This window comes from Agromyces sp. PvR057 (assembly GCF_040547485.1).
Classification (GTDB): domain Bacteria; phylum Actinomycetota; class Actinomycetes; order Actinomycetales; family Microbacteriaceae; genus Agromyces.
This window is the reverse complement of record NZ_JBEPPT010000006.1, coordinates 106677-133571: the sequence shown is the minus strand read 5'-3', so window position 1 is coordinate 133571 and position 26895 is coordinate 106677. Positions and strand designations below refer to the sequence as shown.

The following is a 26895-nucleotide window of genomic DNA, read 5'->3' as shown; positions in this document are numbered from 1 at the left end:
AAGGATTCGACGATGAATCTCGGTACCCATCCGTTCCGCGCTGCCCTGGCGGTCGTCGCCGCGGGCTGCCTGATCGCCGGTTCGGCGCAGGCGGCGGCCGCGAAACCTGCGCCGGCGGGCCAGGTCGCGGGCCAGGTCGCCGGCCACGTCGCCGCCACCGCGGCCGCTCGCCACCAGCCCGCCGCGCCGGGACCGCAGCTCGAGGCGCTCGATCGCGGACTCGTCGCGGTCTCGACCGCCGAGGGCGTGTTCCTCAGCTGGCGCCTGCTCACGACCGAGGCCACCGGCGCGACCGACACCGGTCTCGCCGGTCCCGACTTCGTCGTCTCCCGCGACGGCGAGCGCATCGCGACGGTCGCCGACAGCACCAACTACGCGGATGCCGCCGGCACCGCCGCCTCGACGTACACCGTCTCGCCCGTGGTCAACGGGGTCGAGCTCGCGACATCCGCCCCCGTCTCGGCCTGGGAGCAGGGATACCACGACCTGCCGCTGCAGAAGCCCGCCGACGGCGTGACCCCGAAGGGCGAGGCGTTCACCTACTCGGCGAACGACGTGTCGGTCGGCGACGTCGACGGCGACGGGGCGTACGAGTACCTCGTCAAGTGGGACCCGTCGAACTCGAAGGACGTCTCGCAGGTCGGCTACACCGGCACCGTCTACCTCGACACGTACGAGCTCGACGGCACGTTGCTGAACCGCCTCGACCTCGGCGTGAACATCCGCGCCGGCGCGCACTACACGCAGTTCCTCGTCTACGACTTCGACGGCGACGGCCGATCGGAGACCATGCTGAAGACGGCGCCGGGCACGAAGTCGATCCGCTACGCCGCCGACGGCTCGGTCGCGAGCGAGTCGTACATCACGATGCCCGAGGCGGATGTCGCCGCCGGCTACTCGAACGCCGACGACTACCGCATGAGCGCGGCCGACTACGAGGAGCACCTCGTCGAGCTGTTCCAGGGATGGACGGAGCATCCCGAGGTCGTGGCGGGCCACTGGCCCGCGACGCTCGAGGAGGCGTTCGGCATCCCGGTGACGCACGAGTACCCGCTGAGCCGCGTGAGCGCCGAGGAGCTCGTGGACCACTTCATCGACGTCTACGCCCCGGCGCGCAGCACCCGCAACGCGCTGCGCAACTTCGAGGGCTTCATCGTCGACGGACCCGAGTACCTCACCGTCTTCGACAGCGCCACCGGCGAGGAGCTGCAGACGGTCGCCTACACCCCGGGCCGCGGTGACGACGGCCTGCTCTGGGGCGACTACGCGATGGCCCGCATCGAGCCCGGCAACCGGGTCGACCGGTTCCTCGCCGGCGTCGGATACCTCGACGGCCAGCACCCGTCGGCGGTCTTCGCCCGCGGCTACTACACGCGCTCCACGGTCACGGCCTACGACTGGGACGGCGAGCGCCTCAGCCAGCGGTGGTACGTCGACAGCGGTCACGTGCCCATGACGAACCCGTTCGACGACTCGCCCCACGGGCGCGACGGCACGGACCCCGAGTTCGCCACGCTCACGACGCAGGGCGACCACTCGCTGAGCTTCGCCGATGTCGACGCCGACGGCCGCCAGGAACTCGTCTACGGATCCGCGACCATCGACGACGACGGGAGCCTGCTCTCCAGCTCGTTCGACGTGCTGCCCGAAGGCAGCGCGAACCCCGGCGCGAACGTGCGACTCGGCCACGGCGACGCCATGCACGTGACCGACATCGACCCTGCACGTCCGGGTCTCGAGATCTGGACGGCGCACGAGGGCGGCGTCTCGGCCCCCTACGGCTCGGCCCTGCGCGACGCCGCCACCGGCGAGACGCTGTTCGGCTCGTACTCGGGTCGTGACACCGGTCGCGCGATGATCGGCGACGTTCGCCCCGACGTGCCCGGCATCGAGGTGTGGGCGAGCATGCCCGACGGCACCCTCGGCTCGGGCCTGCTGAGCGCGAGCGGGCAGCAGCTCGAGGCGAAGACGCCCGGCACGAACATGTCGATCCGCTGGGCGGGCGACCTCACGACGCAGATCGTGAACGGCAGCGGCACCCAGACGCCGACCATCGACGACTGGACGCGCGGACGCCTGCTCACGGCGACCGGCACGCTCACGAACAACGGCACGAAGGGCAATCCGTCGCTCGTGGCCGACGTGCTCGGCGACTGGCGCGAGGAGCTGCTCGTGCGCACGACCGACTCGAGCGCGCTGCGCATCTACTCGACGACCGAGCTCACGAGCCACAAGCTCACCACGCTCATGCACGACCCCCAGTACCGCGTCGAGACCGCACGCCAGCAGACGACGTACAACCAGCCGGCGTACACGTCGTTCTACCTCGCGAGCGACCTCGACTGGACGGACGTGCCGATCACCACCACGCCCGTGACGCCGCGCGAGCCGAAGTTCAAGGACCGGCCGAAGTCCGGAAAGGACGAGGTGCAGGTTCCCACGAACGTCGCGGGCGTCGCCTATTACGTCGACGGCGACCTCGTGACCTCGCCGAACGGGAAGGTCACGGTCAGCGGGAAGGTCACGGTGACCGCCGTCCCCGAGCCCGGCCATGCGATCGCGGAGGGCGCGACGTCCGTCTGGACGTACGACTTCTCGCGCCGCTGAGAGACCCGTCCGCGCGGAGCCGCGGACGACAGACGACCGCCCCGGGCGCCGCAATTCCGTGCCGGCGACCCGGGGCGGTTCCATGCCCGTCGATCTCGTCAGGCTCCGGTGAACACGAGCCAGAGCAGCACGCCGTTCAGGGAGATGAGGAACACGGATGCCGCGATGCCCGCCGCCGTCGTCGCCCAGTGGTTCGCGTACCGGCCGAGCACGCCCCGCTTCGCGGTCACGGAGATGAGCGGGATCAGCGCGAACGGGATGCCGAACGAGAGCACGACCTGGCTGAGCACGAGCGAGACCGTCGGGTCGAACCCGAGCGCGAGGATCACGAGGGCGGGGATGAGGGTCACGAGCCGGCGCGCGATGAGCGGCACTCGGACGTGCAGCAGTCCGTGCATGATCTCGGCGCCCGCGTAGGCGCCGACCGAGGTCGACGCGAGGCCGGAGGCGAGCAGGCCCACCGCGAACAGCGTCGCGATGATCGGGCCGAGCGAGGCCTCGAGAGCCGCGTGGGCGCCCTCGAGGCTGTCGGTTCCCTCGACGCCGGCGAGGTTCGCGGCGGCGAGCAGCAGGATGCAGAGGTTCACGGTGCCGGCGATCGCCATCGCGATCGTGACGTCCCAGCGGGTGGCCGTGAGCAGGCGCGCGGTCGGGATGGTGCGGGCCTCCGCTCGGTGGCTCGGCGCGAATCGGTCGCGGGCGAGCGCCGAGTGCGCGTAGATCGCGTGCGGCATGATCGTCGCGCCGAGGATGGAGGCCGCGAGCAGCACCGAGTTCGCGTCCTCGAAGCGCGGCACGAGCCCTCCGAGCACGGCGCCCGGCTCGGGCGGGGCGACGAAGACGCCGACGCTGAAGCCCACGGCGATGATCACGAGCAGTCCGATGATGACGAACTCGAACGGGCGCGCCCCCCTGCGCGACTGGATGACGAGCAGCACGAGTGAGACGGTGCCGGTGATCAGGCCGCCCCACACGAGCGGCACGCCGAACAGCAGGTTCAGGGCGACCGCGCCGCCGATGACCTCGGCGATGTCGGTCGCCATGGCGACGGCCTCGGCCTGCAGCCAGTACGCGCGCCGGCCCCAGCGGTTGCCGATGCGCTCGCCGAGCACCTCGGGCAGGCTCTTGCCGGTGACGACGCCGAGCTTCGCCGACAGGTACTGGATCAGCCAGGCCATGACGTTGCCGATGACCACGACCCAGACGAGCAGGTAGCCGTACTGGGCTCCGGCGGTCATGTTGCTCGCGACGTTGCCCGGGTCGAGGTAGGCGACGCCGGCGACGAGGGCCGGGCCGATCAGCCACGCGAGACGAGGGGCGGATGCCGCGGCGCGGCCGCCCGCGGCATCCGTCGCCGTCGCGTCGGGCGGCCCTGGTCGCGTCGGGGTCGTCTCGTCGTCGAGAGTTTTCGGCATACCGAAACCCTAGCAATATTTAGGCGGGCCGAAACGGCTCTACGGCATGTTCTGCACCGCGGCGGGTAGCGTTGGCGCGTGACCGATCAGCAGGGTGCCGACCAGCCCGAGCGCGAACTGCCCGAGCCCGAGCATCCGGAGCCGACCCTGCCGCACGGCGTGCCCCCGTGGCCGGGCGGGCGGTCCGAGTGGCCCGACGAGCCGCACTACGACCCCGAGCTGCTCGAGCACGGCGACACCCGCAACGTCATCGACCGCTACCGCTACTGGAGCATGGACGCGATCGTCGCCGACCTCGACCTGCACCGGCATCCGTTCCACGTCGCCATCGAGAACTGGCAGCACGACCTGAACATCGGCTCGATCGTGCGCAGCGCCAACGCGTTCGCCGCCGAGACCGTGCACATCATCGGCCGCCGACGGTGGAACAAGCGCGGCGCCATGGTGACCGACCGCTACCAGCATGTGCTGCACCATCCGGATGTCGCCGACTTCGTCGCCTGGGCCGAGGCGCAGGGGCTGCCGATCATCGCGGTCGACAACGTCGAGGGTTCGGTGCCGGTCGACCGGGTGGAACTGCCCGAGCGCTGCGTGCTGCTCTTCGGGCAGGAGGGCCCGGGGCTCAGCGACGAGGCGATCGCGGCATCCGACCGCGTGGTCGAGATCACCCAGTACGGCTCGACGCGATCGATCAACGCGAGCGCGGCCGCCGCGATCGTGATGCACGAGTGGGTGCGGCGGCACGCGCGCCGGTGAGCGTCAGCGCGAGTCGAGCAGCCCCTCTGGCAGCGCCTCGAGCAGCCCGGCTGCACGGAACTCGGCCGCCTGGAGCACGCTCCACGGGCTGAGCAGGTACGGCGCGCGCTCGGCCGTCGCGAGGAAGTCGGCGGGCTCGACCCAGACCCACGACACGACCTCGTCTGGGTCGGGCGCGAGGTCGGTCGGGAGGTCGGCGAAGAACACCGGGCACTGCTCGTGCTCGACCATGCCGCCGGCGTCGACGGCCCGGTACCGGAAGTCGGGCAGCACGAGCCGGATGTCGCGGGGCTCGACGCCGAGCTCCGTCCTCACGCGCCGGGCGACCGCGTCGGCCGGATCCTCGCCGGGCTGCGGGTGCCCGCAGCAGGCGTTCGTCCAGACCCCGGGCCACGTGCGTTTGGCGAGCGAGCGCCGGGTCAGCAGCATCCGTCCGTCGGCGTCGAAGCCGTAGCACGAGAAGGCGAGGTGCAGCGGGGTGTCGAAGCCGTGCACGAGGGCCTTGTCGAAGGTGCCGATCGGGGTGCCGTCGTCGTCGAGGAGGACGACCAGCTCGACGTCGGCGCCGGTCGCGACCCCGGCGGCCGTGCCGGTCGCGCCGCTCACGGCGCGGCCGCCGGCTCTGGCACGCGTGCCGCCTCGAGCACGAGGTCGCGCACGCGGGCGGCGGGCACCAGCTCGGGTGCCGCGTCCCAGAACGGCAGCGCGGCATCCGAGCAGATGAGCAGCGGGGTGTCCTCGTCGGATTCGGGGAGGCGCCCGTGGGTGCCGCGCACGTGGCTCGGGTCGAGCGGCACGACGTTCATCGCGTACCGGAAGCCGAGCTTCTTGCGCACGAGGCCGAGCCCGGCGCGGACCTTCGCCATCGGATCCGCCGGGTCGAAGAAGAGCTCGGCCGGGTCGTATCCGGGCTTGCGGTGGATGTCGACGCCGCGCGCGAACTCGGGCGCCCGGTCGTCGTCGAGCCAGTAGTAGTAGGTGAACCAGGCGCCGGGTCGGGCCACCACGACGAGTTCGCCGGAGCGGGCGTGGTCGAGCCCGTATCGAGCCTGCGCGTCGCGGTCGAGCACCTCGTCGACGCCGTCGAGTCCGCGGAGCAGGTCGCGCACGCGAGGCACGTCGGAGGGGTCGCGCACGTAGACGTGGGCGACCTGGTGGTCGGCGACGGCGAACGCGCGCGAGGTCGTCGGGTCGAGCAGCTCGCGGCCCTGCTGCTCGTGCACCTCGAGCAGGCCGGCGCGACGCAGGGCGCGGTTCACGTCGACCGGCTGGTCGGCGCGGGCGATGCCGTACTCCGCGACCGCGACGACCGTCGCGCCGGCGGCGATCGCGTCGTCGAGCAGGGGGGCGAGCACCGCGTCGAGCTCGGCGGCCGCCCGGTCGGCCTCTGGCGAGTCGGGCCCGAAGCGCTGCAGGTCGTAGTCCAGGTGCGGCAGGTACGCCATCACGAGGTCGGATGCCTCCTCGCGCAGGATCGACCGGGTGGACTCGACGATCCACCGCGTCGACGCGATCGACGCGGTGGGCCCCCAGTACTGGAAGAGGGGGAACTCGCCGTGCTCGCCGACGAGCCGGTCGTGCAGGGCGGGCGGGCGCGTGTAGGCGTCGGGCGACTTGCGGCCGTCGGCGTGGTAGACCGGGCGGGGCGTGACGGTCACGTCGGTCGTCGCGCCCATGGCGTACCACCAGCACACGTTCGCGGTCGTGAAACCGGGCGAGCGGCGACGCGCGGTCTCCCACAGCTTCTGGCCCTCGACGAGCGCGTTGTGCTGGCGCCAGAGGTTCACCTCGCCGATGTCGCGGTGGTACCAGCCGTTGCCGACGATGCCGTGCTGCGCGGGCGGGAGCCCGGTGAGCATCGTCGACTGCACGCTGCAGGTGACCGCGGGCAGCACGGTTCCGAGCCGGGCGGTCGCGCCGTCGGCTGCGAGCGCCCGCAGGCGGGGCATCTGCGACAGGGCGCGAGCGGTGAGCCCGACGACGTCGAGCAGCAGCACCCGGGTCACGAGGCCACCCCCACTGCGCCGGATGCCGCGGCCGACCGCGCATCGCCGGGAGCCGCTCCCGCCGGGTCGCCGAGCAGCTCGCCGGTCGCCCACCGCAGCTCCGCGGCGATGCCCTCGACGAGGTCGCCGGCGCCGCCGGGGAGCACGGTCCACGTGTACGTCTCGACGTCGAGGTGGGCGCTGTCGCCGTCGGGAAGCTCGCGCACGGCGGCTACGGCGCGACGCAGCACGTCGGTCGTCGACGACAGCGGCGCCTCGGGCTCGAGGTGCAGCGGCACGTGGAAGTGCACGCGCCACGGGCCGTCGGTGCGGAGGCCCGCGGCCTCGTCGAGCGCATCGGGCAGGTCGTCGACGCGCAGCACGACGCCGTCGGGGGCGAGCGCGCGCGTCTGGTGCAGGTAGCGCGGCTCGGCGAACGCGGTGAGCGCCTCGCGAGCATCGGGTCGTGCCGGGTCCGCGATGTGCAGCGCCGCGGAGGCCTGCACCTTCGGGAACCGGATGCCGGCGCGCCCGACGCGACGCACGGTCTCGACGGGGTCGGCGAACGAGGCGGCGAGGTGGCAGGTGTCGAGGCAGATGCCGATGAACTCGGGGTCGAGGCGGCCGGGGCCGAGCCGCGGCGACAGCCACTCGACGATGTCGTCCACGGTGTCGAGCACGCAGCCCGGCTCGGGCTCGATCGCGAGCCGGATCGTGCGCCCCGTGCGGTCGCGCAGCTCGCGCAGCCCGGTGGAGACCCGGTCGAGCGCCGCCGTCGCGGCGTCGTCCTCGGCGGGCGTCCACGGGAAGCGCCACCCGAGCGGCAGCGTCGAGATGCTGCCGACCGCGCCCTCCGGCAGGAGGTCCGCGAGCACGCGGGCGCAGTCGAGCGTGTAGTCGGCTCGTCGCGGGTCGGTCCAGTCGGGGCGGTAGACGTCGAGCTTCACGACCTCGGCGTGGAACGAGGTGAACGGGAACGCGTTGATCGTGCGCACCTCGAGGCCCTCGGCGGCGAGGCCGGCGCGAAGCCGGTCGCGTGCGCCGGGGTCCTCGGCGAGCCGGTGGGCGAGGGGAGCGGGCAGCCAGAGGCCGACGCCGAGGCGGTCGAGGCCCGCGGCGCGACGCGCCGGGCCGGCGTACCGGGTGAGCTGGTCGAGCACGCCGTCGAGGTCCTCGGCCGGGTGCACGTTGGTGCAGTACGAGAGCTCCATCAGGCCGGCACCCCCCGCAGCACGGAGTTTCCCTCGAACGTCGACGACACGGGGGCCGACGGCGCCGGGGCCGACGGCGTCGGCTCGGAGGCATCCGTCGTCGCATCCGTCGCCTCATCGAACCCCGGCACCGGATCGAGGTTCAACCGGCCGCTCTGCCCGTAGAACTCGACCGGGTTGCGCCAGAGCACGAGGTCGACGTCGTCGTCGGAGAACCCGGCATCGAGCATGGCGTGCGCCGTCGCGAGGGTCTTCAGCGGGTCGGAGTGGCCCCAGTCGGCGGCGCTGTTCGCCAGCATCCGTTCGGTGCCGTACTCGCGCAGGATCGCAACGAACCTGTGCTCGTCCATCTTCGTGTCGGGGTAGATCGAGAAGCCCATCCAGCAGCCGCTGTCGGCGACATCCGCCACCGTCGTCTCGTTGAGGTGGTCGACGACGACCATGCCGGGCGCGAGGCCCGACTCGCGCACGACGTCGAGGGTGCGGCGCGTGCCGGCGGCCTTGTCGCGGTGCGGGGTGTGCACGAGCGCGGGCAGGCCGTGCCGGAGCGCGAGCTCGAGGTGCCGGGCGAAGACCTCGTCCTCCTCGGGCGTCATCGAGTCGTACCCGGTCTCGCCGACCGCGACGACGCCGTCCTTCGCGAGGTAGCGCGGCAGCACGTCGAGCACCTCGCGGCAGCGCGGGTCGTTCGCCTCCTTCGGGTTCAGCCCGATGGTGGCGTGGTGGCGGATGCCGTACTGCGCGGCGCGGAACCGCTCCCACCCGATCAGGGCGTCGAAGTAGTCGGTGTAGCTCCCGACGCTCGTGCGCGGCTGCCCGAGCCAGAACGACGGCTCGACGAGGGCGCGCACCCCCGCGGCGTACATCTGCCGGTAGTCGGTCGTGGTGCGCGAGCTCATGTGGATGTGCGGGTCGAAGATGCGCATGTCAGTCCTCCGTAGGGTCGGTGGTGCTCGCGGACGCGAGCCGGGTCATGTCGTCGGTGATGGGGCGCGATGCCGCGCGGCGCTCGGCGATGAGGCCGGCGGCCATGCGCGCCAGCTCGGCGTCGGCGCGACGGTCGAGCCCCGCGACGGCGTCGAGCGGGATGCCCATGAAGAGCGCCTTCAGCACGCCGTGCCGCCACGCGTGCTGGTCGAGCCTGGCGGCCGCGAACGGCCCGAGGGCCGCCGCCACGAGGCGCGGATCGTTCGTGCGCAGCGCGTCGGCGGCCAGCCGGAGCCCGATCGTGACGACGGGGTCGGCGCTGGCGGTGGGGTCTGCGGATGCCGCGAGCGACCCGGATGCCTCGGCGGCCCCGAGCCCTCGCAGCACGCCTCGCTGCTCGGCGTCGTCGCCGTACCGGTACAGGTCGGCGAGCTCGGCCGCCGCCTCCTCGGGCGGAAGCGCGCGGAGGAGGGCTGCGACGAGCGCCTCGCGTGCGACGTCGTCGGTCGTGCCTGCGGTGAGGCCGAGCGGATCGGTGTCCGGTGCGAGCGGGGCCCGGCCGACCTCGCGGCCGGCGGCGGGGAACAGCTCCGCGATGCGGTCGGGGTCGGCGGCGATCAGCCGCACGGCCCCCTCGGTCCACTCGTGGTTCATCGTGCCTCCCAGGCGTGTCGGAGTGCGGTCATGGATCGGGCGGCGACGCCCGGGGCGTCGTGCGCGTGGCGCGGAAGCTCGACGGCGGCGAGTCCGTCGTAGCCGAGGTCGTCGAGCGTGCGCAGTGCGGCTTCGAGGTCGAGCGCCCCGTGCCCGAGCTCGAGGTGCTCGTGCGCGACGGGAAGCATGTCGTCGACCTGCACGTTCCGCAGCAGCGGTCCGGCGGCTCGCAACGCGCCGACGACGCCGTCGGGCTCCACGACGATGCAATGGCCGAGGTCGACGGTCAGGCCGAGCGACTCGGGGTCGCCGAGGTCCGCCCGCATGGCCAGCGCGTCGGCGACGGTCTCGACGAGCATGCCCGGCTCCGGCTCGAACGCGAGCGACACCCCGGCATCCGCGGCCCGGCCGAGGAGGCCGTCCAGGCGGGTGCGGAGCCGGTCGTGGGCGTCTGCCGGCTCGACGCCGTCGGGCAGGACGCCCGACCAGAGCGACACGCAGTCGGCGCCGAGGATGCCGCCGAGGTCGATCGTCCGGCGCAGGAACAGCTCTCGCAGGCTCGCGTCGTCGTCGAGCAGGTTCGGCCGGTGCTTGCGGAACGGGTCGAGCAGGTACCGCGTGCCGGTCTCGACGACCACGCGCCAGCCGAGGTCGTCGAGTCGTCGGCGCAGCCGGGCCGCGACCTGGTCGGCGTCGTTCGCGAACGGGTCGAGGTGGGGGTGCCCGAGCGTCAGCGCGATCCCGCGGTAGCCGAGGGCGTCGAGCACGGTGATCGCGTCGTCGAGCGGATGATCGGTGAATCCGTTCGTGCCGTAGCCGACCGTGAACCGGGCATCGGGCAGGGCCGCGCTCACGTGATGTCCCCCTGGCCCTGGCCGACGCGGCCCTTGCGTCCGCGCAGGCGGATCGTCGCGTGCACCGCCATCAGGCCGACCGCGACCGCGAGTCCGCCGCCCCTGGCCACGAGGGCCGCCTGCAGCGGCACGACCGATCCGATGCCCGCGCGGGTGGCGTCGCGCACGCGCGCGGGACTCGGATCCTCGGCGGCCGCGAGCTGCCCGGGCAGTGCGGCGGCGAGGTAGGCGGTCGAACCCGCGGCGCCGGCGATCCGCGCGACGGGGGTCTGCACCGATGGGCTCACCGCGTCGACCGCGGCCGCCGCAGCGCCCGTCGCGACGAGGGCGAGGCCCGTGTCGGCGGCCGTGCCGCCGTGCACCTCCCCGCGGGAGAGCGCGGTGACGCCGAGCGTGTGCACCGCGACCGCGAGCGCGGCTGGCAGGGCGCGTGGCGAGCCGCCGGCGCCGAGGAGCACGTCGAGTCCGCGGCAGGCCGCCATGGCGAGCGGTCCGGCGGCCGTGGGCTTCGCGACGACGTCGTACGCGACGACGGATGCCACGAGCGGCACGGCGACCGCGAGCCCACGTCGTCCGCCGCCGGCCGCAGCCAACGCGAGCCCGATCGTGCCGAGACCAGCCGCGATGGCGAGCGCACGACGGGGGCTGACCCGCCCCGAGGGGATCGGCCGTTCGGGCCGCTCCTCGGCGTCGACGTCGCGGTCCGCCCAGTCGTTCAGGGCCATCCCGCCGCTGTAGATCGCGACCGAGGCGAGCGGCAGCAGCCATCCGCGCCGGGTGAAACCGCCCGCGGCGGCCTGGGCGCCGGCCGCGGTGTCGCCGAGCACGGTGAGCGCCGCGGGGGCGCGGACGAGCTCCAGGACGTCGGCGGCCGTCGTCACCGCACCCCGCCGATCGGCGCGGGCTCGGCGGCGGGCGCGCCGACGCCTTCGATCGACGCGACGGCGCGCGCGGCATCCGCACCCGTGACCTGCTCGCCGAGGTCGGACGCCCACGACGTCAGCGCGGCCGACTGGTCGGCGAAGGCGTGCACGTCGCTGCCCCACGGGTCCTTGAAGAAGCTCCCGAGGGCGGGCACGACGCCGCGCACCCCGGCCGCGCCGGCGAGCGACAGCAGTCGCGCGAGGTCGATCACGAGCGGAGCGGCGAGCATCGAGTCGTAGGCGCTCCACGTGGTCTGCAGGGTGATGCGGCTCGAGAGGAAGCCCTCGGCGTGCACGTGGTCCCAGGCGGTCTTCACGTCGCCCAGGTCTGGCACGTTGTCGATGTGCAGCGGAGCGACGACATGCTCGCCGACCAGGCTGTGGAGCCCGCGGGTCTTCGACGCGAGCTTGCTGCGCACGGCCTCGGGGTCGGCGAGGGTCTGCCCGTCGCCCCCGCCGAGGAGGTTCGCGCCGGCCCACGAGAGCACGCGCATGCCGCGGTCGACGAACATGGGCGCGAGCACCGTGCGCAGCAGCGTCTCGCCGGTCTTGCCGTCCTGCCCGGCGAAGGCGATGCGGGGCTGCGCGATGGCGCGCAGTGCGGGCAGGCCGAGGCCGGCCGACGGGGTGAAGCAGGCGTACGCGGCGCCGGCCTCGACCGCGGCGAGTGCGGCGACCGAGCTGGGCGGCAGGATGGCGAGGTCGGGGTCGGCCAGCGCCGCGGCCAGCAGCGCGGGGTCGTGGAACTCGGGCCGGTCGGCCGGCAGCGGCTCGGTCGACGAGACGTCGACGACCGTGACGTGGGCGAGCCCGTGCCGGTCGCGGAACGCGATGATGTCGGCCGCGAGCCGGGAGACGGCGTCGCGCTGGCTGCCCTGGTACGCGTTGGGCTCGATGGCCGGGCGGATCTCGGCGTCGGTGCGGTCCAGCTGGTCGCGGACGGCCGCGACGATCGCGCCTGGGATCATGCCCGCGGCGGCGAGCTGCTCGGCTCGTTGGCCGAGGGGCACCGTGCTCACGTCGTGCCCGCCGATCACGATCTCGTCGAAGCCGGGCAGCGGCACCTCCGAGAAGCCCGGGCCGGCCGTGGTGCAGCCGGTCGCCGGGGCGACGCCGGCGGCGAGGGCGTGCACGCCGACGGCGACGGTCGTTGCGACCGACCCGCGTGCGCCGATCAGCCAGAGGCCGACGCGGCCCCTGGCCCAGGCGGCCTCGGCGGTGGGCTGCGCGGCGGCGGCTGCGACGGCGGGGTCGTTCGGGGCGTGGTGCTCCACGTCGGTCTCCTTCGATCGAGGTTCGGTGCGTCCGAGTCGGTGCTCGGGGCTGGTGTTCGGTGCTTCGTGTTCGGTGCGTCTGTCGGTCGTTCGTCTGGTCGGCTCGTCCGGCGTGGGCTCTGCGGGTCAGCGCGTGCGGTGGCGGAGCGCTCGGGCGAGTTCCGCGAGGAACTCGGCGAGCGGGGCGGGAAGTCCCGCGCGGGCCCCGAGGATGCCCCGGTCGAGGTGGGCGTCCACGAGGTCGTGCACGGCCGCGCGTGCGCCGGTCGCCGTGACGATCGCGCGGATCCGTCGCGCGTCCTCCTCGGTGAGGTCCGGCGAGCCGAGGCTCCGCGCGATGCGCGAGCGATCGTCGGCGCCGGCCCGCTCGAGGGCGAGCCGGATGTGCTCGGTGCGCTTGCCGTCGCGCAGGTCGGAGAGGACCGACTTGCCCGTGGTCTCGGGAGACCCGAACAGGCCGAGGTCGTCGTCGCCGAGTTGGTAGGCGATGCCGAGCGCCGTTCCGACGCGCTCGATGGCTCCGGTCGTGGCCGGATCGTCGGCGCCGGCCGCGATCGCGCCGAGCTGGAGTGGAAGGGTCACGCTGTACGAGGCCGTCTTCAGCCTGGCGACCACGAGCGGCCTGCTGCCCTCGGGCGGGAGGGTCTCGCTGCGTACGTCGAGCAGTTCGCCGGCGATGGCCTGCTCGATCGCGTCGAGCGCGGCGGTCGCGAGGCGGAGGCGCATCGGCTCGGGCGCCGGCGCGGTGAGGAGGGCGAGGACGGCCGCGTTCAGCGCGAGGTCGCCCGAGAGGATGCCGGATGCCTCGCCCTGCCGTCTCGCGGCCTCGTGGTCGAGGCCGGCGGCGGTGGCGTCCGTCTCGGCGCGGCCGATGACGTTCGGGCGGCCGTGGCGCACCCGGTCGCCGTCGATGACGTCGTCGTGGGCGCAGAGCGCGAGGTGCACGAGTTGCACGGCGCCGGCCACGTGGCGGACCAGCGCGAGGTCGGTGCCGCCGTGGGCGAGGTAGGCGGCGGCGACGAGTCGGGGGCGCAGGTACTTGCCGCCGTCGGCCGCACGTGCCGCGGCGACGAGGTCGCCCATCTCGGGTCCGGCCGAAGCCGTGCGCCGACCCACCTCGGCCCAATGGCCGCCGGCGAGGTGCGCCGGGTCGCCGAGTGCGTCGTCGATGCGCGCACCGAAGTCGAGTCCGAGGTCGGCCCCGAGAGCGGGGGCGAGGGGCGATCCGAGGTCCTGCGCGACGGCGGCAGCGGCGACCGGGGCGGGGAGCATGCAGACCTCCGTCATCTTCGACCGGGTACGGCTGCCGGCGGATGCCGGACCGGATCGCGCCGCGACGAGGGACCTGAATCCTGCTCGGTTTCGCCGCTGTGCGATCTGATGTGCAGGCTACTTCGCTCAAAGTCGCGATGTCAATGAGCGACATTCGTATGTAGATCATGCAAAAGTGGATGCGGTGAAGGATCGCCGATTCGACGGCCGATCGACCGCCGCAAGGCGGGCCAGACTGAGGGGGTGCCCATTGTCGACAACGCGATCTACAAGGACGGCCTCCGGGTCGCCACCCCCGCCTCGCTCGAGGAGACCTTCGAGACCCACGAGGCGCATGGCGGTTTCGCGTGGATCGGGCTCTACCGGCCGACCGACGACGAGCTCGCCGCGCTCGCCGCCGAGTTCGACCTGCATCCCCTCGCCGTGGAGGACACCCGCAAGGGCCACCAGCGAGCCAAGCTCGAGCGCTACGGCGACTCGCTCTTCGTGGTGCTGCGACCCGCCCGCTACCTCGACGAGGAGGAGGAGGTCGAGTTCGGCGAGCTGCACGTGTTCATCGGCCCCGACTTCGCGATCACGATCCGGCATGCCGAGGCGCCCGACCTCGCCAAGGTGCGTCGTCGCCTGGAGTCGACCCCCGACCTGCTCGCGCGGGGTCCCGAAGCCGTGCTCTACGCCGTGCTCGACGAGGTCGTCGACGAGTACGCCCCCGTCGACGCGGGCCTCGAGAACGACATCGACGAGATCGAGGAGCAGCTCTTCTCCGGCGACCCCGAGGTCACCCGCCGCATCTACGACCTCGCGAGCGAGGTCATGGAGTTCCAGCGCGCGACCCGTCCGCTCGTGGGCATGTTCGACGCGCTCGAGCGCGGGTTCGAGAAGTACGCGGTCGACCTCGAGCTGCAGCGGTACCTGCGCGACGTGAAGGACCACGTGCTGCGCATCGTCGAGCACGGCGACACGTTCCGCCAGCTGCTGCAGAACGCGCTGCAGGTGCACTCGACGCTCGTGGCGCAACGGCAGAACGAGGAGACGAAGGTGCTCTCCGAGGCGGCCGTCGCCCAGAGCGAGCAGGCCAAGAAGGTCTCGAGCTGGGCCGCGATCATCTTCGCTCCGACGCTCGTGGCCGGCATCTACGGCATGAACTTCAGGTTCATGCCCGAGCTCGACGAGCCGTGGGGCTATCCGTTCGCGCTCGCGCTCATGCTCGCCTTCGCGGGCGTGCTGTACGGGTTGTTCAAGCGCAAGGGCTGGCTCTAGGGCGGATGCCGCGGCAGGGCGTCAGCCCTGCCGCCGCCGACCGGCCGCCTCGCCCGCGCCGGCCGTCTCGCCCTCGCCGGCCGGCAGGCCGAGTGCGGGCAGGACCACGCCGTCGATGATCGAGATCAGGAACTCGCGGTCGACCGGCTTGCGCAGCATCAGCAGGCGATACGAGGCCATCGCGGAGCTGACCACGGCCAGGGTCTCGAGGTCGTGGTCGCCGGTGATCTCGCCGCGATCGACGGCGCGCTGGAACAGGGCGCGGTTGATGTTCGCGCGCGGCTCGACGAGCGTGGCGTAGGCGGTGTCGGCGAGCTCGGGGGAGCGCGAGAGCATCGACGCGAGGCCGGCCATGACCTGCAGCTTCTTCTCGGCCTCGGCGATCGAGCGCGGCTTGATCATCGCGATGAGGTCGCCCCGGAGCGTTCCGGTGTCGGGGAGCGGGGCCTCGAGGTCGCCGCGCTTCATGCAGGCGACGGCGTCGAGCACGAGCTCGGCCTTCGAGGGCCAGCGCCGGTAGAGCGTGGCCTTGCCCGCCTTCGCCCGGCCGGCGACCATCTCGATGGTCATGCCCTCGTACCCGGTCTCGGCGAGGATCTCGATCGCGGCGTCGAGGATCTCGGGGTCGCGGGAGTGGTCGCGCTTGCGCCCGAGGCGGGGTGCCGCCGAGGTCTCCGCGGCTCCCGTTTCGGCGGGGAGGTCGAGCTGCGTCATTGCGGCTATCCCATCTCGTGGTTCGTCTGCGCGGCGTCGGCACGCCGTACGGGAACAGCATAGTTCAGGAACTCCGAAGATCCGAAACGTTAAGGTTCCGAAACTGCCGAGTTCCGTATATAGTCTCCGTCATGACCAACACCTCCTCGGCTCCGACGCAGACGATCTCGTCGTCCCCGGCGCCCTCGTCCCGTCGCTGGTGGACGCTCTCCGTCGTCGGACTGGCCCAGCTCATGGTCGTCCTCGACTCCACCGTGGTGAACATCGCCCTCCCGGCGGCGCAGGCCGACCTCGGCTTCACCGACGGCCAGCGCCAGTGGATCATCACCGCCTACTCGATCGCCTTCGGCAGCCTCCTGCTGCTCGGCGGCCGCCTCTCCGACCTCATCGGCCGCAAGCGCACGTTCATCATCGGACTGATCGGCTTCGCCGGGGCATCCGCGCTCGGTGGCGCCGCGGGCACGTTCGAACTGCTCGTCGGCGCCCGCGCGCTGCAGGGTGCCTTCGGCGCGCTCCTCGCCCCGACCGCGCTCGCCGTGCTGACCACCACCTTCGTGATCCCCAAGGAGCGTGCCCGCGCGTTCGGCGTGTTCGGCGCCATCGCCGGCGCGGGCGGCGCCGTCGGCCTCCTCCTGGGCGGCGTGCTGACCGAGAACTTCGACTGGCGCTGGAACCTCTACATCAACGTCGTGATCGCGGCCGTCGCGCTCGTCGGCGCCGTCGTCTTCGTGACGAACGCGAAGCGCACCGGGCCCCGTCCGAAGCTCGACATCCCCGGCACGGTGCTCGTCTCCGGCGCCCTCTTCTCGCTGGTCTACGGCTTCTCGAACGCCGAGTCCGAGGGGTGGGAATCCCCGCTCACGTGGGGCTTCCTCGCGGCATCCGGCGTGCTCCTGATCGCCTTCGTGCTGTGGCAGCGTCGTGCGAGCCACCCCCTGCTGCCGCTGTCGATCGTGCTCGACCGCAACCGCGGCGCCGCGTACGCCTCGGTGCTCATCGCGGGTGCGGGCATGTTCGGCATCTTCCTGTTCGTGACGTACTACCTGCAGGCCTCGCTCGGCTACTCGCCGATCCAGACGGGCCTCGCGTTCCTGCCGATGATCGGCATGCTCGTGCTCGCCGCGCAGCTGTCGACCAACCTCTTCGTGCCGCGGTTCGGGCCGAAGGTCATGGTGCCCTTCGGCATGACGCTCGGCGCCATCGGCATGGTCGCCCTCACCCGCCTCGGGCTCGACAGCACCTACGCCGTCGACGTGCTGCCGCCGCTGCTGGTCCTCGGGTTCGCGATGGGCTCGATCATGCCGGCGTCCATGCAGACGGCGACGCTCGGCGTCGATCGCCAGTTCGCGGGCGTGGCCTCGGCCACCGTCAACACGAGCCAGCAGGTCGGCGGCTCGATCGGCACGGCCCTGCTCAACACGCTCGCCGCGACCGCCGCAGCCGACTACCTCGCGGCGCACCTGCCCGCCACGCCGGAGATCGCCGCCGAGGCGGCCGTGCACAGCTACGCGGTGGCCTACTGGTGGGGCGCGGCCTTCTTCGCCTTCGGCGCGGTGCTCGCCGCGCTGCTGTTCCGTCGTCGGGGCCACGGCCTGTCGCTCTCGCACTCGGCCGAGTCGACGGATGCCGCGGCCGCCGCGGAATCCGCCGAACCCGTCGTCGCGCACTAGCCGTCTCGGTCGCTCCGGAGTTCGCGCGCCGACCCGCCCGAACTCCGGATCCGCGCCCGGCGCCCTGGCGTGGCGCCGGGCCGGGTCGGCGTGTCGCCGAGAATCTCCGGCGCAGGGCCGAGAACGCCCTAGCCGCGGCATCCGATCGCGGTTAGCGTTGTCGCCATGACCGAGATCACCGACGATCTGCCCGCCCGTCTGTTGCACGAAGAGCATGCCGGATGGAAGGCGATCCTCGACGGTCGCGGCGGCGAGCACTACCAACGCGCGATGACCCGCGACGCGCTCATGGTCCTCGAGGGGGCGACGCTCGGCCGAGACGAGATCCTCGCGCGGTTCCGAAGCACGCCGCCCTGGGAGTCGTACGAGCTGCACGAGCCCGCGGTGATCCGCCTCGGCGATCGCGCGGGCATCGTCGTCTATCGGGCGGTCGCGCGACGCGGCGACGACACCGCGAACCTTCGCATGTCGACCACGTACGTCTACGACGACGGCGCCTGGCACGTGGCCGCGCACCAGCAGACGCCGGCGTAGCGCCGGCGCCACGCGAACGAACGAGGGGCGGATGCCGCGGCATCCGCCCATCGTCCTGTGCAGGCGCCGTCGCGTCTCGGCGAGTTCAGCCGACCGTGTCGAGCAGGCGTGCGATCACCCGGTCGTAGTGCTCGTCGCTGCCGTATCGCTGCATCTCCACGGCGACCGCGGCGGTGCGGGGAAGCCCGGGTGCTGTGGTTGCGAAGAGCCGCGCCATGCTCGAGGCCGCATCGGGTTCGTCGCGCGAGATCGCGAACGACGCCCACCCGTAGTTGAGCGCGAGGATGCCGCTGAACAGCGCGACCGCGTCATCGCCCGTCAGGCCGGCGCGCTCGAGGATCGCGAGCGCGCGCTCGCCGATCGGGAAGGCGTTGGGGCCCGGGAGGGGGTGCGCGACGAGCGGCGCGACGGCCCACGGGTGCGCGAGCAGCAGCGCGAGATGGCGATGCGCGAAGTCGTCGAGGTCGGCGCGCGGATCGCCATCACCGGACTCGTCGCCGAACTCGATGCGGCCGAGCACGCGGTCGAGCAGGGCGTCGACGAGCTCGTCCTTCGTCGCGAAGTAGCGGTAGAGCGCCATGGGCGATGCACCGAGTGCGTCGGCGACCGCTCGCATGGTCAGGGCGGCGAACCCGCCCGCGGCGACGACCTCGGCGGCGTCGAGGATCTCGTCGTCGGTGAGGGAGTTGCGTCGACGCCGCGTGCGCGGGGAGGTGGTGTCGGTCATCCGTACTCCTCCGTCTCTTGCGTACAGCGTACATTATGAGATAACGTACAGCGTACGCAAACGTGATCGGAGCAGCACATGTCCCTCCGCTGGATTCCCTCCATCCTCACCGACTTGGTGCTGCGTCGGCTCCTCGGGCGGCGAACCGCCAGGTCGCGAACTGCCGGGCCGCGAGCCATCGAGTCCGAGACACGGCCGGTTCCGTCGGCCGACCTCGCAACGACGGAGGCGTGACGCCATGCGCATCGTCACCGGCATTCTCCTGATCGTGCTCCCCATCGCGTTCAACGTCGCCTTCGCGGGACTCGCAGCGCGGTTCTCGTACCCCGACATCCTCCGCAGGCCCACCACCGAGATCCTCGAGCGCTTCAGGGCGGGCGGGTCCTCGCTCGTGCTGCTGTGGTGGTGCTTCGCGATGACGGCCGTGCTCCTCGCCCCGGCGGCAGTGCTCGTCGCCGGAACGCTGACCGGGGCGGATGGGACGCTCGTCGCGACCGGTCTCGTCGTCGGGGTGCTCGCGGCGGCCGTGCAGTTCCTGGGCCTCGTGCGCTGGCCCTTCCTCGTTCCCTTCCTCGCGCGGGAGAGTGCCGATGCCGAGGCGTCGCCGGCGCGCCGCGAGGCCGTCGAGATCGTGTTCCAGTCGTTCAACCGCTACCTCGGCGTTGCTGTGGGTGAGCACCTCGGCTACCTCTTCAGCGGTGCGTGGACGATCCTCGTCGGGGTCGCGATCATGCAGTCCGCGGCGGTGCCGTGGTGGATCGGCCTCATCGGCATCCTCGTCGGAGCCGTGCTGGCGCTGTGCTCGCTCGAGTTCGTCGGCGGGTTCGAGGAGCACGGTTGGCGGCTTGCAGGTGCGATCACGCCGTTCGCGTACATCGCGTGGTCGGTGTGGCTCGTGGGCACGGGCGTCGCGCTGCTGTTCCCGCTCTGAGGTCGCGGGCTCGCGCCGGGCCGACGGTGCAGAGAGGGGCGGATGCCGCGGCATCCGCCCCTCTCTTCGTGCGCGAGGTGCGCGGCCGACGCGATCGCCGACGCTCGCGCTCAGCCGATCAGGCTCGGCTGCAGGTCGCGCAACGTGCGGAAGTGCGTCATGCGGGTCACGCCGATCGCCGCGAGGGCGAGCGCGCCGACCATCCAGACGAGCAGCACGACCGCGTCGGACGCCGCCCGGCCGAGGTCGCCGCCGTACATGAACTGGCGCATCATGTCGACCACGTAGCCCATCGGCAGGACGTGGTGCAGCGCGGCGAGCGGCGCGGGCAGCGTCTGCCACGGGAACGTGCCGCCCGCGGTCACGAGCTGCAGCACCATGAGCACGAGCCCGAGGAACTGCCCGACGGAGCCGAGCCACACGTTCAGCGCGAGGATGATCGCCGCGTACGTGGCCGAGGCGAGCACCATGACCCCGAGCGTGCCGAGCGGGTGCGTCATCGGGAACCCGAGGGTCACCGCGAGCACCGTGAACAGGCCGATCATCTGCACCGCCCCGAGGATGCCGGGGGTCAGCCATCCGGCGAGGGTCACCCGGATCGGCGAGTGCAGGGCCGTGATCGCGCGCCGCGAGATGGGCTTCACGATGAGGAACAGCGCGTAGATGCCGATCCACCCGGCGAGGGCCGCGAAGAACGGGGCGAGTCCCGCACCGTAGTTGCCGGCCTCGGTGAGCGCGTCGGTCTCGAGCGAGACCGGGTCGGCGATGGTCTTCGCCTGCGCGTCGCGGGTGGCCTGGTCGGAGTCGGGGATCGCCGCGGCGCCGTCGGAGAGACCGGACTGCAGCGTCTGCGCGCCGGTCTCGAGCTCGCCGAGGCCGGCGCCGAGCGTGCCGATGCCGTCGCGCAGCGTCGAGGCGCCGGATGCCGCGGCGGCCGCGCCGTCGGCGGCGCTCTGCGCTCCCTGGGCGAGCGTGGCCGAACCGCTCGCGACCTGGGCGCTGCCGGCCGCGAGGCTCGCCGAGCCGCTCGCCACCTGCGCGCTGCCCGCGGCGAGCTGGTCGATCTGCCCGACGACCTCCTGCACGCGTGCGTTGCCGGCGGCGATGTCGTCGGCAACGGGGTCGAGCCGGGCGAGCACCGCGTCGATCGTCGCCTGGTCGACGCCCGCGGCCGCGAGCCGTGCGGCGATGTCGGCGCGAGCCTCCGGCACGGAGGCCGCGGCGTCGCCGAGGGCGGATCCGACGCGGTCGGCGGATGCCGCGAGCTGCGCATTGCCGTCGGCGACCTGCTGTGCGCCGTCGGCGAGCGTCGCGCTGCCGTCGGCCACCTGCTGTGCGCCACCGGCGAGCGTCGCGCTGCCCTCGGCGAGCTGCTGCGTGCCGGTGGCGAGCTGCGCGTTGCCGTCGGCCAGCGCGGACGCGCCGGCACCGAGCTTCGAGGAGCCGTCGATCGCGGTCGCGGTGCCGTCGGCGAGCTGTTGCGCGCCGTCGGCGGCCTCGACGATCTTGCCCCGGATCGTCGAGATCGAGTCGAGCAGCAGCGAGGCGGCCTCGCGCCCGACCTGCTCCGCGACGGTCGTGCGGATGGTCTTCACCGCCTGCTCGCCGATGGTGCCCGCGAGGTAGCTGTTGGCGTCGCTGGTCTCGAGGATGATCTCGGCCTGGCGCGGCTCGTCGGTCTGGATCGAGGCGAGCGCCTCGCTGAAGTCGGCCGGCAGCGTGATGACGAAGTCGTACGACGAGTCCGCCAGGCCGTCGGCGGCCTCGTCGGCGGAGACGCGGTGCCAGTCGAACGTGCCATCGGCGATGAGCTCGTCGGCGACCTCGTCGCCGACGTTGCGCGCCTCCGCGTCTTCGGTCGCGGGGCTGCCCTCGTCGGCGACGACGAGCGCCACCGGAACCTCGTTCAGCTTCGCGTAGGGGTCCTGGTTCGCCCAGAGGTAGAGCCCGCCGTAGAGCACGGGCACGGCGACGAGCGCGATGAGGGCGATCACCGACATGCGGGTCGAGAACAGGCGCCGGAACTCGGCGGCGATCATCTGCGGAACCTTCACGCGAGGCCTCCTTCGGCGATGACGTCGTGTTCGACGTCCTCGTCGGGTTCTTCGTCGCCCTGCATGCGGGCGAGCATCGAATTCGCCGCGATGGCGGCGGCCGAGGCGTCGCCGGCGATCACGAGCACGGCGAAGCCGCGGTCGGCGAGCGCCCGGGCGAGATCCCACCACTCGATGGGGTCGCCGCCGTGGCGGTCGGGGGAGACCAGCACGAGCCCCTCGACGCCGTCGCGGAGGATCGCGAGCTCGGTGAGCAGGCGCAGGCGGTCCCTCGGGTCGACGTTCGCGATCGGAACCCGGGCGGATGCCGCGAGCCCGAGGTCGTTCAGCCAGTTCGAGACCGAGACCGGGTGCGACGGGATGCCGGCGAACATGAGCTCCTCGGCGGTGACGCCGGCGACGGTGACGTCGGGCGCGGGGTCGCTGACGCCCGGTGCGTCGACGAGGGCCACGCGTCGGCGGATGGCCGAGGCATCCGCTCGCCCGTCGATCGTGACGGTGCCGGCGTCGGGCCGCATGCGCCCCGCTGCCATGAGGCCGAGCACGGTGGGCCGCTGCTCGGTCTCGGCGCGGGCGAGGGTGGCGCGACCGGACTCGAAGCCGATCGTCGTGCCGGGCAGGGCCTGGCCCTTGCGGCCCTTCGAGACGTGGTGCAGGTCGATCCTCACGCGCGGGCCTCCTCGCCGGTCTCGGCGTCGGCGGGGGCAGCGGCGGTGGGAGCACCGGCCGTGGTGCCGACCCCTGCCGGTGCGGGGCAGTACGCGAGCTCGGGTGCGGCGTCGATGAGCGCCCCGGCCTCGCGCCAGCCGAGGCCGGCCGTGCCGAGCACCGAGAGCATCACGAGCCGGTGGCCCTCGGCGTCGTCGAGTCGGGCGACGGATGCCTCGAGCAGCACGGCGATCGCGGCGCGCTCGATGAGCCGGGCGAGCGTCTGCGGGTTCATGTCGCCGCGCAGCGCGCCCTCGTCGATGCCGCGTGTGACGAGCTCGCCGACGCGTTCGCGCACCGGGGCGAGCGCGGCCGCCACCTGGTCGACGTGGGGCTCGCGCACGGCCATGGCGGCGAGCAGCTGCACGTGCTCGACCGCGTGCCAGAGGCGCGCGCCGAGCAGGGCGATCGCGGTGGGCGTGTGCGGGTGGTCGAGCGTGGCGGCAATGTCGTTGAGCCGGGTCGCGCCGGAGGCGATGAGGGCGGCGATGAGCTCGTCGCGGCCGGCGAAATGGCCGTAGACGGCTCGGCGCGAGAGGCCGGCGGCCGAGGCGATGGCCTCGAGCCCGGCGTCGGGGTGCTCGTTCAGCGTCGCCGATGCGGCGGCGAGCAGGGCTTCGCGGTTCGCGGCGGCATCTCGACGAGGGGCGCGGCGAACCTCCTCGGTGATGGTCGGCATGCTTCCATCGTACGAACTTGCACACTGCTGTGCAAGTTATCTCGGCGAACGCCCAGCGACACGCGCATCGCGCGCCGCGCGTGCTGCCTGCGCGCTACTGCAGCGCCGAGGTGAGCCGTGCGACCCCGTCGAGGAACGTCGCCGACAGCGGCTCCTTCTCCCACTCCTCGAGGGTGAGCTCGCGTCCGGCATCTCGGTACCCCTGCTCCACCTCGCGCATGTCCGCGACGAACGACGCTCCGCGGACCACGAGCGAGATCTCGAAGTTGAGGTTGAAGGAGCGGATGTCCATGTTGCTCGACCCGATGACGGCGACCTCGTCGTCGATCGAGAGATGCTTCGCGTGCAGGATGTACGGCGCCGGGTAGAGCCAGATGCGCACGCCCGCCCGCAACAGGGTGCCGTAGTACGAGCGCTGCGCGTGCCAGACCGAGCCCTGGTCGCCGAGTTCCGAGACGAACAGCTGCACGTCGAGCCCGCGCAGCTTCGCCGACGTGATCGCGTAGATCATCGCCTCGTCTGGCACGAAGTACGGGCTCGTGATGATCACCCGCTCCTGGGCCGACGCCACGAGCGAGAGGAACAGCCGCAGGTTGTTCTCGGTCGGGTAGGCGGGGCCGCTCGGCACGACCTGGCAGACCAGGCCCGCGGATGCCCCGGGCGAAGCGCCCTCGGTCGCGCCGACGGCAGCGGCGGCAGGAGTCGCTGCGCGCTCCGCGGGATCCTCGAGCAGCTCGTCGGTCTCGGCGTACCAGTCCGACCGGAACACCGCATCGATCGAGCGGACGACGGGCCCGGTGGTGCGCACCACGAGCTCCTGCCACTTCAGCCCGCGCTTGAGGTTCTTCTCCGCGTCGTAACTGCGGTCGATGAGGTTCTGCGAGCCCGTGAAGGCCACCCGGCCGTCGACCACGACGAGCTTGCGGTGGTTGCGCAGGTCGGGGCGCTCGTACCGGTTCGAGAAGAACTTCAACGGCAGCAGGAAGTGCCACTGCACGCCGATGCGGTCGAGCTCGGCGAAGGTCGCCTCGTGCACGCTCACCCGCTTGGATGCCACGTGGTCGAGCAGCACCTTCACCGTCACCCCGCGCTGCACCGCGCGCTCCATGGCGGCGAAGAACCCCTTCGTGGTGTCGTCGAGCCCGATGATGTAGAACTCCACGTGCACGTACCGCTCGGCGGTGTCGATGTCGGCGGCCATCGCCGCGATCGATGCCTCGTAGTCGCCCATCAGCTGCGCGGAGTCGCCGGCGACCGCCGGCAGCGCGCCGAGCCGGCGGTTCTGCTCGACCACCGTCCGGAACCACGCCGGCCAGTTCGCGGCATCCGGCGACGGCAGGAGGTCCTCGTCGTGCTCCTCGAGGATGCGGTCGATCTCGAGCTGGCGCTGGCGCCGTCGCTTCGACAGCTTCACGTTGCCGATCAGCAGGAACAGGATGATGCCGATGAACGGGATGAGGAAGATCGCCAGCAGCCAGGCCATGGCTGCCGTCGGCTTGCGGTCGCGCGGCACGATGATGAGCGCCGCGATGCGGATGGCCAGGTCGGCGGCAACGAGCAGCCAGCCGATGATGGTGGCCAGTTCGGCGCTCATCGTGAGGGCTCCGCGTCGATCGTCGGTGCGTGGCTCATCGGCACTCCTCGGGTCGGAGCCGGACTGGCCGGCAGCGCGGGCGATGCCTGAGTATCGCACCGACGGGGCCGTCGCCGGTGGGGTACACGCCCCGAATTGGGGGCATCCGGCGGTAGGACGAACGGCACCCGCCGTCGCCTCGGCGCCCGGATCCGGGACTTGAATGTGGTGATCCGAGACGAAAGGAGCCACCATGTCCGCAACGAAGCGACGGCTCACCGCAATTCTCGCCGCGATCCCGTTCGTCGCGCTCAGCGTGCTCGGCGCAGGCGCCGCCGCGAACGCGACGCAGCCGGGCGCCGACGGCGAGCACAAGGTCGCGTTCTGCCACGCCACCCACAGCGAGACGAACCCGTACGTCTACATCGAGACCGACAACATCGCCGTCGTCCGCGCGCACTTCAAGCACCAGGACCAGGAGGACGTCTGGCCCGCCTTCAGCTACACCTGGAAGGGCGAGACCGTCTCGTACGCCGGATCCGACAACGACGCGTTCATCGAGCGCGGCTGCAGGAGCGGCGGCATCGGCTGACCGACCCGTCACGTCGACATGCAGCAGGGCGGATGCCGCGGCATCCGCCCTGCTGCATGCGGCGTCGGTGCTGCTCGACTCAGTCGGTGCCGAGGTCGAACGCCGAGGCCTCGTTCGCGGCGTCGGTCGCGGCCTCGAGGTCGGTCTCGCCCGAGCCGGCCAGGATCTGCGCGGACTCGCCTGAGGCGAGGTCGCCCACGAGCGCGGCCGTCGCGCCGCCCACCAGGTTGAGGCGGGCGTACTGCTCGAGGCGCGCACGCGAGTCGGCGATGTCGAGGTTGCGCATGGTCAGCTGGCCGATGCGGTCTTCGGGGCCGAAGGCCTGGTCGCCGACGCGCTCCATCGAGAGCTTCTCGGGCTGGTAGCTGAGCGCGGGGCCGGTCGTGTTCATGATCGTGTAGTCGTCGCCGCGGCGAAGTCGCAGCGTGACCTCGCCCGTGACGGCCGAGGCGACCCAGCGCACGATCGACTCGCGCAGCATGAGCGACTGCGGGTCGAGCCAGCGGCCCTCGTACATGAGACGGCCGAGGCGGCGACCCTCGTTGTGGTAGTTCGCGATGGTGTCTTCATTGTGGATCGCGTTCACGAGGCGCTCGTAGGCGATGTGCAGCAGTGCCATGCCCGGGGCCTCGTAGATGCCGCGCGACTTCGCCTCGATGATGCGGTTCTCGATCTGGTCGCTCATGCCGAGGCCGTGGCGGCCGCCGATGGCGTTCGCCTCGAGCACGAGGGCGACCGCGTCGTCGAAGCGCACGCCGTTCAGCGCGACCGGGCGACCCTGCTCGAACGTGACCGTGACGTCTTCGGTCGGGATCTCGACGCTCTCGTCCCAGAACTTCACGCCCATGATCGGCTCGACCGTGGTGATGCCCTCGTTGAGCTCCTCGAGCACCTTGGCCTCGTGCGTCGCGCCCCAGATGTTCGCGTCGGTCGAGTACGCCTTCTCGGCGGAGGCGCGGTAGGGCAGGTCGCGCTGCTGCAGCCACTCGCTCATCTCGGCGCGGCCGCCCAGCTCGGTGACGAAGTCGGCGTCGAGCCACGGCTTGTAGATGCGCAGTCGCGGGTTGGCCATGAGGCCGTAGCGGTAGAACCGCTCGATGTCGTTGCCCTTGTAGGTCGAGCCGTCGCCCCAGATGTCGACGCCGTCTTCGAGCATCGCGCGCACGAGCAGCGTGCCCGTGACCGCGCGGCCGAGGGGGGTCGTGTTGAAGTAGGCCTTGCCGCCGGAGCGGATGTGGAAGGCGCCGCACTGCAGGGCGACCAATCCCTCTTCGACGAGCGCCGCACGGCAGTCGACGAGGCGCGAGAGCTCGGCGCCGTACTCGATGGCGCGCCCGGGCACGGCCTCGACGTCGGGCTCGTCGGGCTGGCCGAGGTCGGCCGTGTACGTGCAGGGGATCGCGCCCTTCTCGCGCATCCACGCGACCGCGACCGAGGTGTCGAGGCCGCCTGAGAAGGCGATGCCGACGCGTTCGCCGACGGGGAGGCTGGAGAGGACTTTCGACATGCCCTCCAGCCTACCGGCGCGGCAATTCCGCTCCGACCGGCGGATGCCGAGCGAGACGCAGGAACCTC

Annotated in this window: 24 protein-coding genes; 7 read left to right on the top strand and 17 right to left on the bottom strand. The window is 72.3% G+C overall.

The genetic code is table 11. The annotated features are described in order from the left end of the window. Positions 1-12 precede the first annotated feature (12 nt). Complete coding sequence (locus tag ABIC29_RS18075; RefSeq protein ID WP_354247716.1) at positions 13-2607, top strand: rhamnogalacturonan lyase; 2595 nt, start codon at positions 13-15, stop codon at positions 2605-2607. Between the two features lie 98 nt (positions 2608-2705). On the opposite strand, the gene ABIC29_RS18070 is transcribed toward ABIC29_RS18075, so the two are convergent. Next, positions 2706-4022 carry an Nramp family divalent metal transporter gene (locus ABIC29_RS18070; RefSeq protein ID WP_116086091.1) on the bottom strand — a complete coding sequence of 439 codons (1317 nt, stop codon included), beginning with the start codon at positions 4020-4022 and terminating at the stop codon, positions 2706-2708. 117 nt (positions 4023-4139) lie between these two features. On the opposite strand from ABIC29_RS18070, the gene ABIC29_RS18065 reads away from it, so the two are divergent. After that, positions 4140-4778: a TrmH family RNA methyltransferase gene (locus ABIC29_RS18065; protein WP_354247939.1), complete on the top strand. Its 639-nt coding sequence runs from the start codon at positions 4140-4142 to the stop codon at positions 4776-4778. A gap of 3 nt (positions 4779-4781) precedes the next feature. Here the strand turns inward: ABIC29_RS18065 and idi are convergent, their stop codons facing one another. The 9 genes from idi to ABIC29_RS18020 form a co-directional block, all read right to left on the bottom strand. After that, positions 4782-5384, bottom strand: coding sequence for an isopentenyl-diphosphate Delta-isomerase (gene idi, locus ABIC29_RS18060; protein ID WP_354247712.1), 603 nt, complete (start codon positions 5382-5384; stop codon positions 4782-4784). Beyond that, a complete protein-coding gene (locus ABIC29_RS18055) occupies positions 5381-6784 on the bottom strand; it encodes an alkaline phosphatase family protein (RefSeq protein WP_354247709.1) in 1404 nt (467 codons plus the stop codon). The genes idi and ABIC29_RS18055 overlap by 4 nt, the downstream gene beginning before the upstream one ends. Continuing rightward, entirely contained in the window at positions 6781-7974 is a 1194-nt protein-coding gene (gene eboE, locus ABIC29_RS18050; protein ID WP_354247706.1) for a metabolite traffic protein EboE, read from the bottom strand. The genes ABIC29_RS18055 and eboE overlap by 4 nt, the downstream gene beginning before the upstream one ends. Continuing rightward, on the bottom strand, positions 7974-8900 hold the full coding sequence (locus ABIC29_RS18045) for a TatD family hydrolase (protein ID WP_116086096.1): 927 nt from the start codon (positions 8898-8900) through the stop codon (positions 7974-7976). The genes eboE and ABIC29_RS18045 overlap by 1 nt, the downstream gene beginning before the upstream one ends. Position 8901: 1 nt before the next feature. Then, positions 8902-9555 carry an EboA domain-containing protein gene (locus tag ABIC29_RS18040; RefSeq protein ID WP_354247703.1) on the bottom strand — a complete coding sequence of 218 codons (654 nt, stop codon included), beginning with the start codon at positions 9553-9555 and terminating at the stop codon, positions 8902-8904. After that, complete coding sequence (locus ABIC29_RS18035) at positions 9552-10409, bottom strand: sugar phosphate isomerase/epimerase family protein (RefSeq protein WP_354247700.1); 858 nt, start codon at positions 10407-10409, stop codon at positions 9552-9554. Before ABIC29_RS18035 ends, ABIC29_RS18040 begins: the two co-directional genes overlap by 4 nt. Beyond that, positions 10406-11290, bottom strand: a complete 885-nt coding sequence (locus tag ABIC29_RS18030) for an SCO3242 family prenyltransferase (protein ID WP_354247697.1) — start codon at positions 11288-11290, stop codon at positions 10406-10408. The genes ABIC29_RS18035 and ABIC29_RS18030 overlap by 4 nt, the downstream gene beginning before the upstream one ends. After that, positions 11287-12606, bottom strand: coding sequence for an inositol-3-phosphate synthase (locus ABIC29_RS18025; protein WP_116086098.1), 1320 nt, complete (start codon positions 12604-12606; stop codon positions 11287-11289). The genes ABIC29_RS18030 and ABIC29_RS18025 overlap by 4 nt, the downstream gene beginning before the upstream one ends. Before the next feature lie 126 nt (positions 12607-12732). Continuing rightward, positions 12733-13878 (bottom strand): polyprenyl synthetase family protein, encoded by a 1146-nt coding sequence (locus tag ABIC29_RS18020; RefSeq protein ID WP_354247694.1) that lies wholly within the window; start codon positions 13876-13878, stop codon positions 12733-12735. Positions 13879-14121: 243 nt separating this feature from the next. Between ABIC29_RS18020 and corA the strand changes: the two genes are divergently transcribed. After that, the gene (gene corA, locus ABIC29_RS18015) at positions 14122-15138 is read left to right on the top strand and encodes a magnesium/cobalt transporter CorA (RefSeq protein WP_116086104.1); all 1017 of its coding nucleotides are present in this window, start codon (positions 14122-14124) and stop codon (positions 15136-15138) included. Between the two features lie 21 nt (positions 15139-15159). On the opposite strand, the gene ABIC29_RS18010 is transcribed toward corA, so the two are convergent. Next, positions 15160-15852: a TetR/AcrR family transcriptional regulator gene (locus tag ABIC29_RS18010; RefSeq protein WP_354247691.1), complete on the bottom strand. Its 693-nt coding sequence runs from the start codon at positions 15850-15852 to the stop codon at positions 15160-15162. Positions 15853-15983: 131 nt separating this feature from the next. Between ABIC29_RS18010 and ABIC29_RS18005 the strand changes: the two genes are divergently transcribed. Then, positions 15984-17522: an MFS transporter gene (locus tag ABIC29_RS18005; RefSeq protein WP_354247688.1), complete on the top strand. Its 1539-nt coding sequence runs from the start codon at positions 15984-15986 to the stop codon at positions 17520-17522. Positions 17523-17687: 165 nt separating this feature from the next. Continuing rightward, a complete protein-coding gene (locus ABIC29_RS18000) occupies positions 17688-18056 on the top strand; it encodes a nuclear transport factor 2 family protein (RefSeq protein ID WP_055862834.1) in 369 nt (122 codons plus the stop codon). Positions 18057-18141: 85 nt separating this feature from the next. Here the strand turns inward: ABIC29_RS18000 and ABIC29_RS17995 are convergent, their stop codons facing one another. Next, a complete protein-coding gene (locus ABIC29_RS17995) occupies positions 18142-18783 on the bottom strand; it encodes a TetR/AcrR family transcriptional regulator (RefSeq protein WP_116086113.1) in 642 nt (213 codons plus the stop codon). Positions 18784-19021: 238 nt separating this feature from the next. Between ABIC29_RS17995 and ABIC29_RS17990 the strand changes: the two genes are divergently transcribed. Further along, positions 19022-19714 (top strand): DUF4386 domain-containing protein, encoded by a 693-nt coding sequence (locus ABIC29_RS17990; RefSeq protein ID WP_354247685.1) that lies wholly within the window; start codon positions 19022-19024, stop codon positions 19712-19714. 110 nt (positions 19715-19824) lie between these two features. Here the strand turns inward: ABIC29_RS17990 and ABIC29_RS17985 are convergent, their stop codons facing one another. The 4 genes from ABIC29_RS17985 to cls form a co-directional block, all read right to left on the bottom strand. Continuing rightward, a complete protein-coding gene (locus ABIC29_RS17985) occupies positions 19825-21768 on the bottom strand; it encodes a YhgE/Pip family protein (protein WP_354247683.1) in 1944 nt (647 codons plus the stop codon). Continuing rightward, positions 21765-22436 carry a hypothetical protein gene (locus ABIC29_RS17980; RefSeq protein WP_354247680.1) on the bottom strand — a complete coding sequence of 224 codons (672 nt, stop codon included), beginning with the start codon at positions 22434-22436 and terminating at the stop codon, positions 21765-21767. Before ABIC29_RS17980 ends, ABIC29_RS17985 begins: the two co-directional genes overlap by 4 nt. Beyond that, positions 22433-23155 carry a TetR/AcrR family transcriptional regulator gene (locus tag ABIC29_RS17975; RefSeq protein WP_116086120.1) on the bottom strand — a complete coding sequence of 241 codons (723 nt, stop codon included), beginning with the start codon at positions 23153-23155 and terminating at the stop codon, positions 22433-22435. The genes ABIC29_RS17980 and ABIC29_RS17975 overlap by 4 nt, the downstream gene beginning before the upstream one ends. A 94-nt stretch (positions 23156-23249) precedes the next feature. Next, a complete protein-coding gene (gene cls, locus ABIC29_RS17970) occupies positions 23250-24749 on the bottom strand; it encodes a cardiolipin synthase (RefSeq protein WP_354247677.1) in 1500 nt (499 codons plus the stop codon). 232 nt (positions 24750-24981) lie between these two features. Here cls and ABIC29_RS17965 point away from each other — a divergent pair, with 232 nt between their 5' ends. Beyond that, positions 24982-25320, top strand: coding sequence for a hypothetical protein (locus ABIC29_RS17965; protein WP_116086125.1), 339 nt, complete (start codon positions 24982-24984; stop codon positions 25318-25320). Between the two features lie 79 nt (positions 25321-25399). Here ABIC29_RS17965 and argG read toward each other — a convergent pair whose 3' ends face one another. Next, a complete protein-coding gene (argG, locus tag ABIC29_RS17960) occupies positions 25400-26827 on the bottom strand; it encodes an argininosuccinate synthase (RefSeq protein WP_055862818.1) in 1428 nt (475 codons plus the stop codon). Positions 26828-26895: the final 68 nt, after the last annotated feature.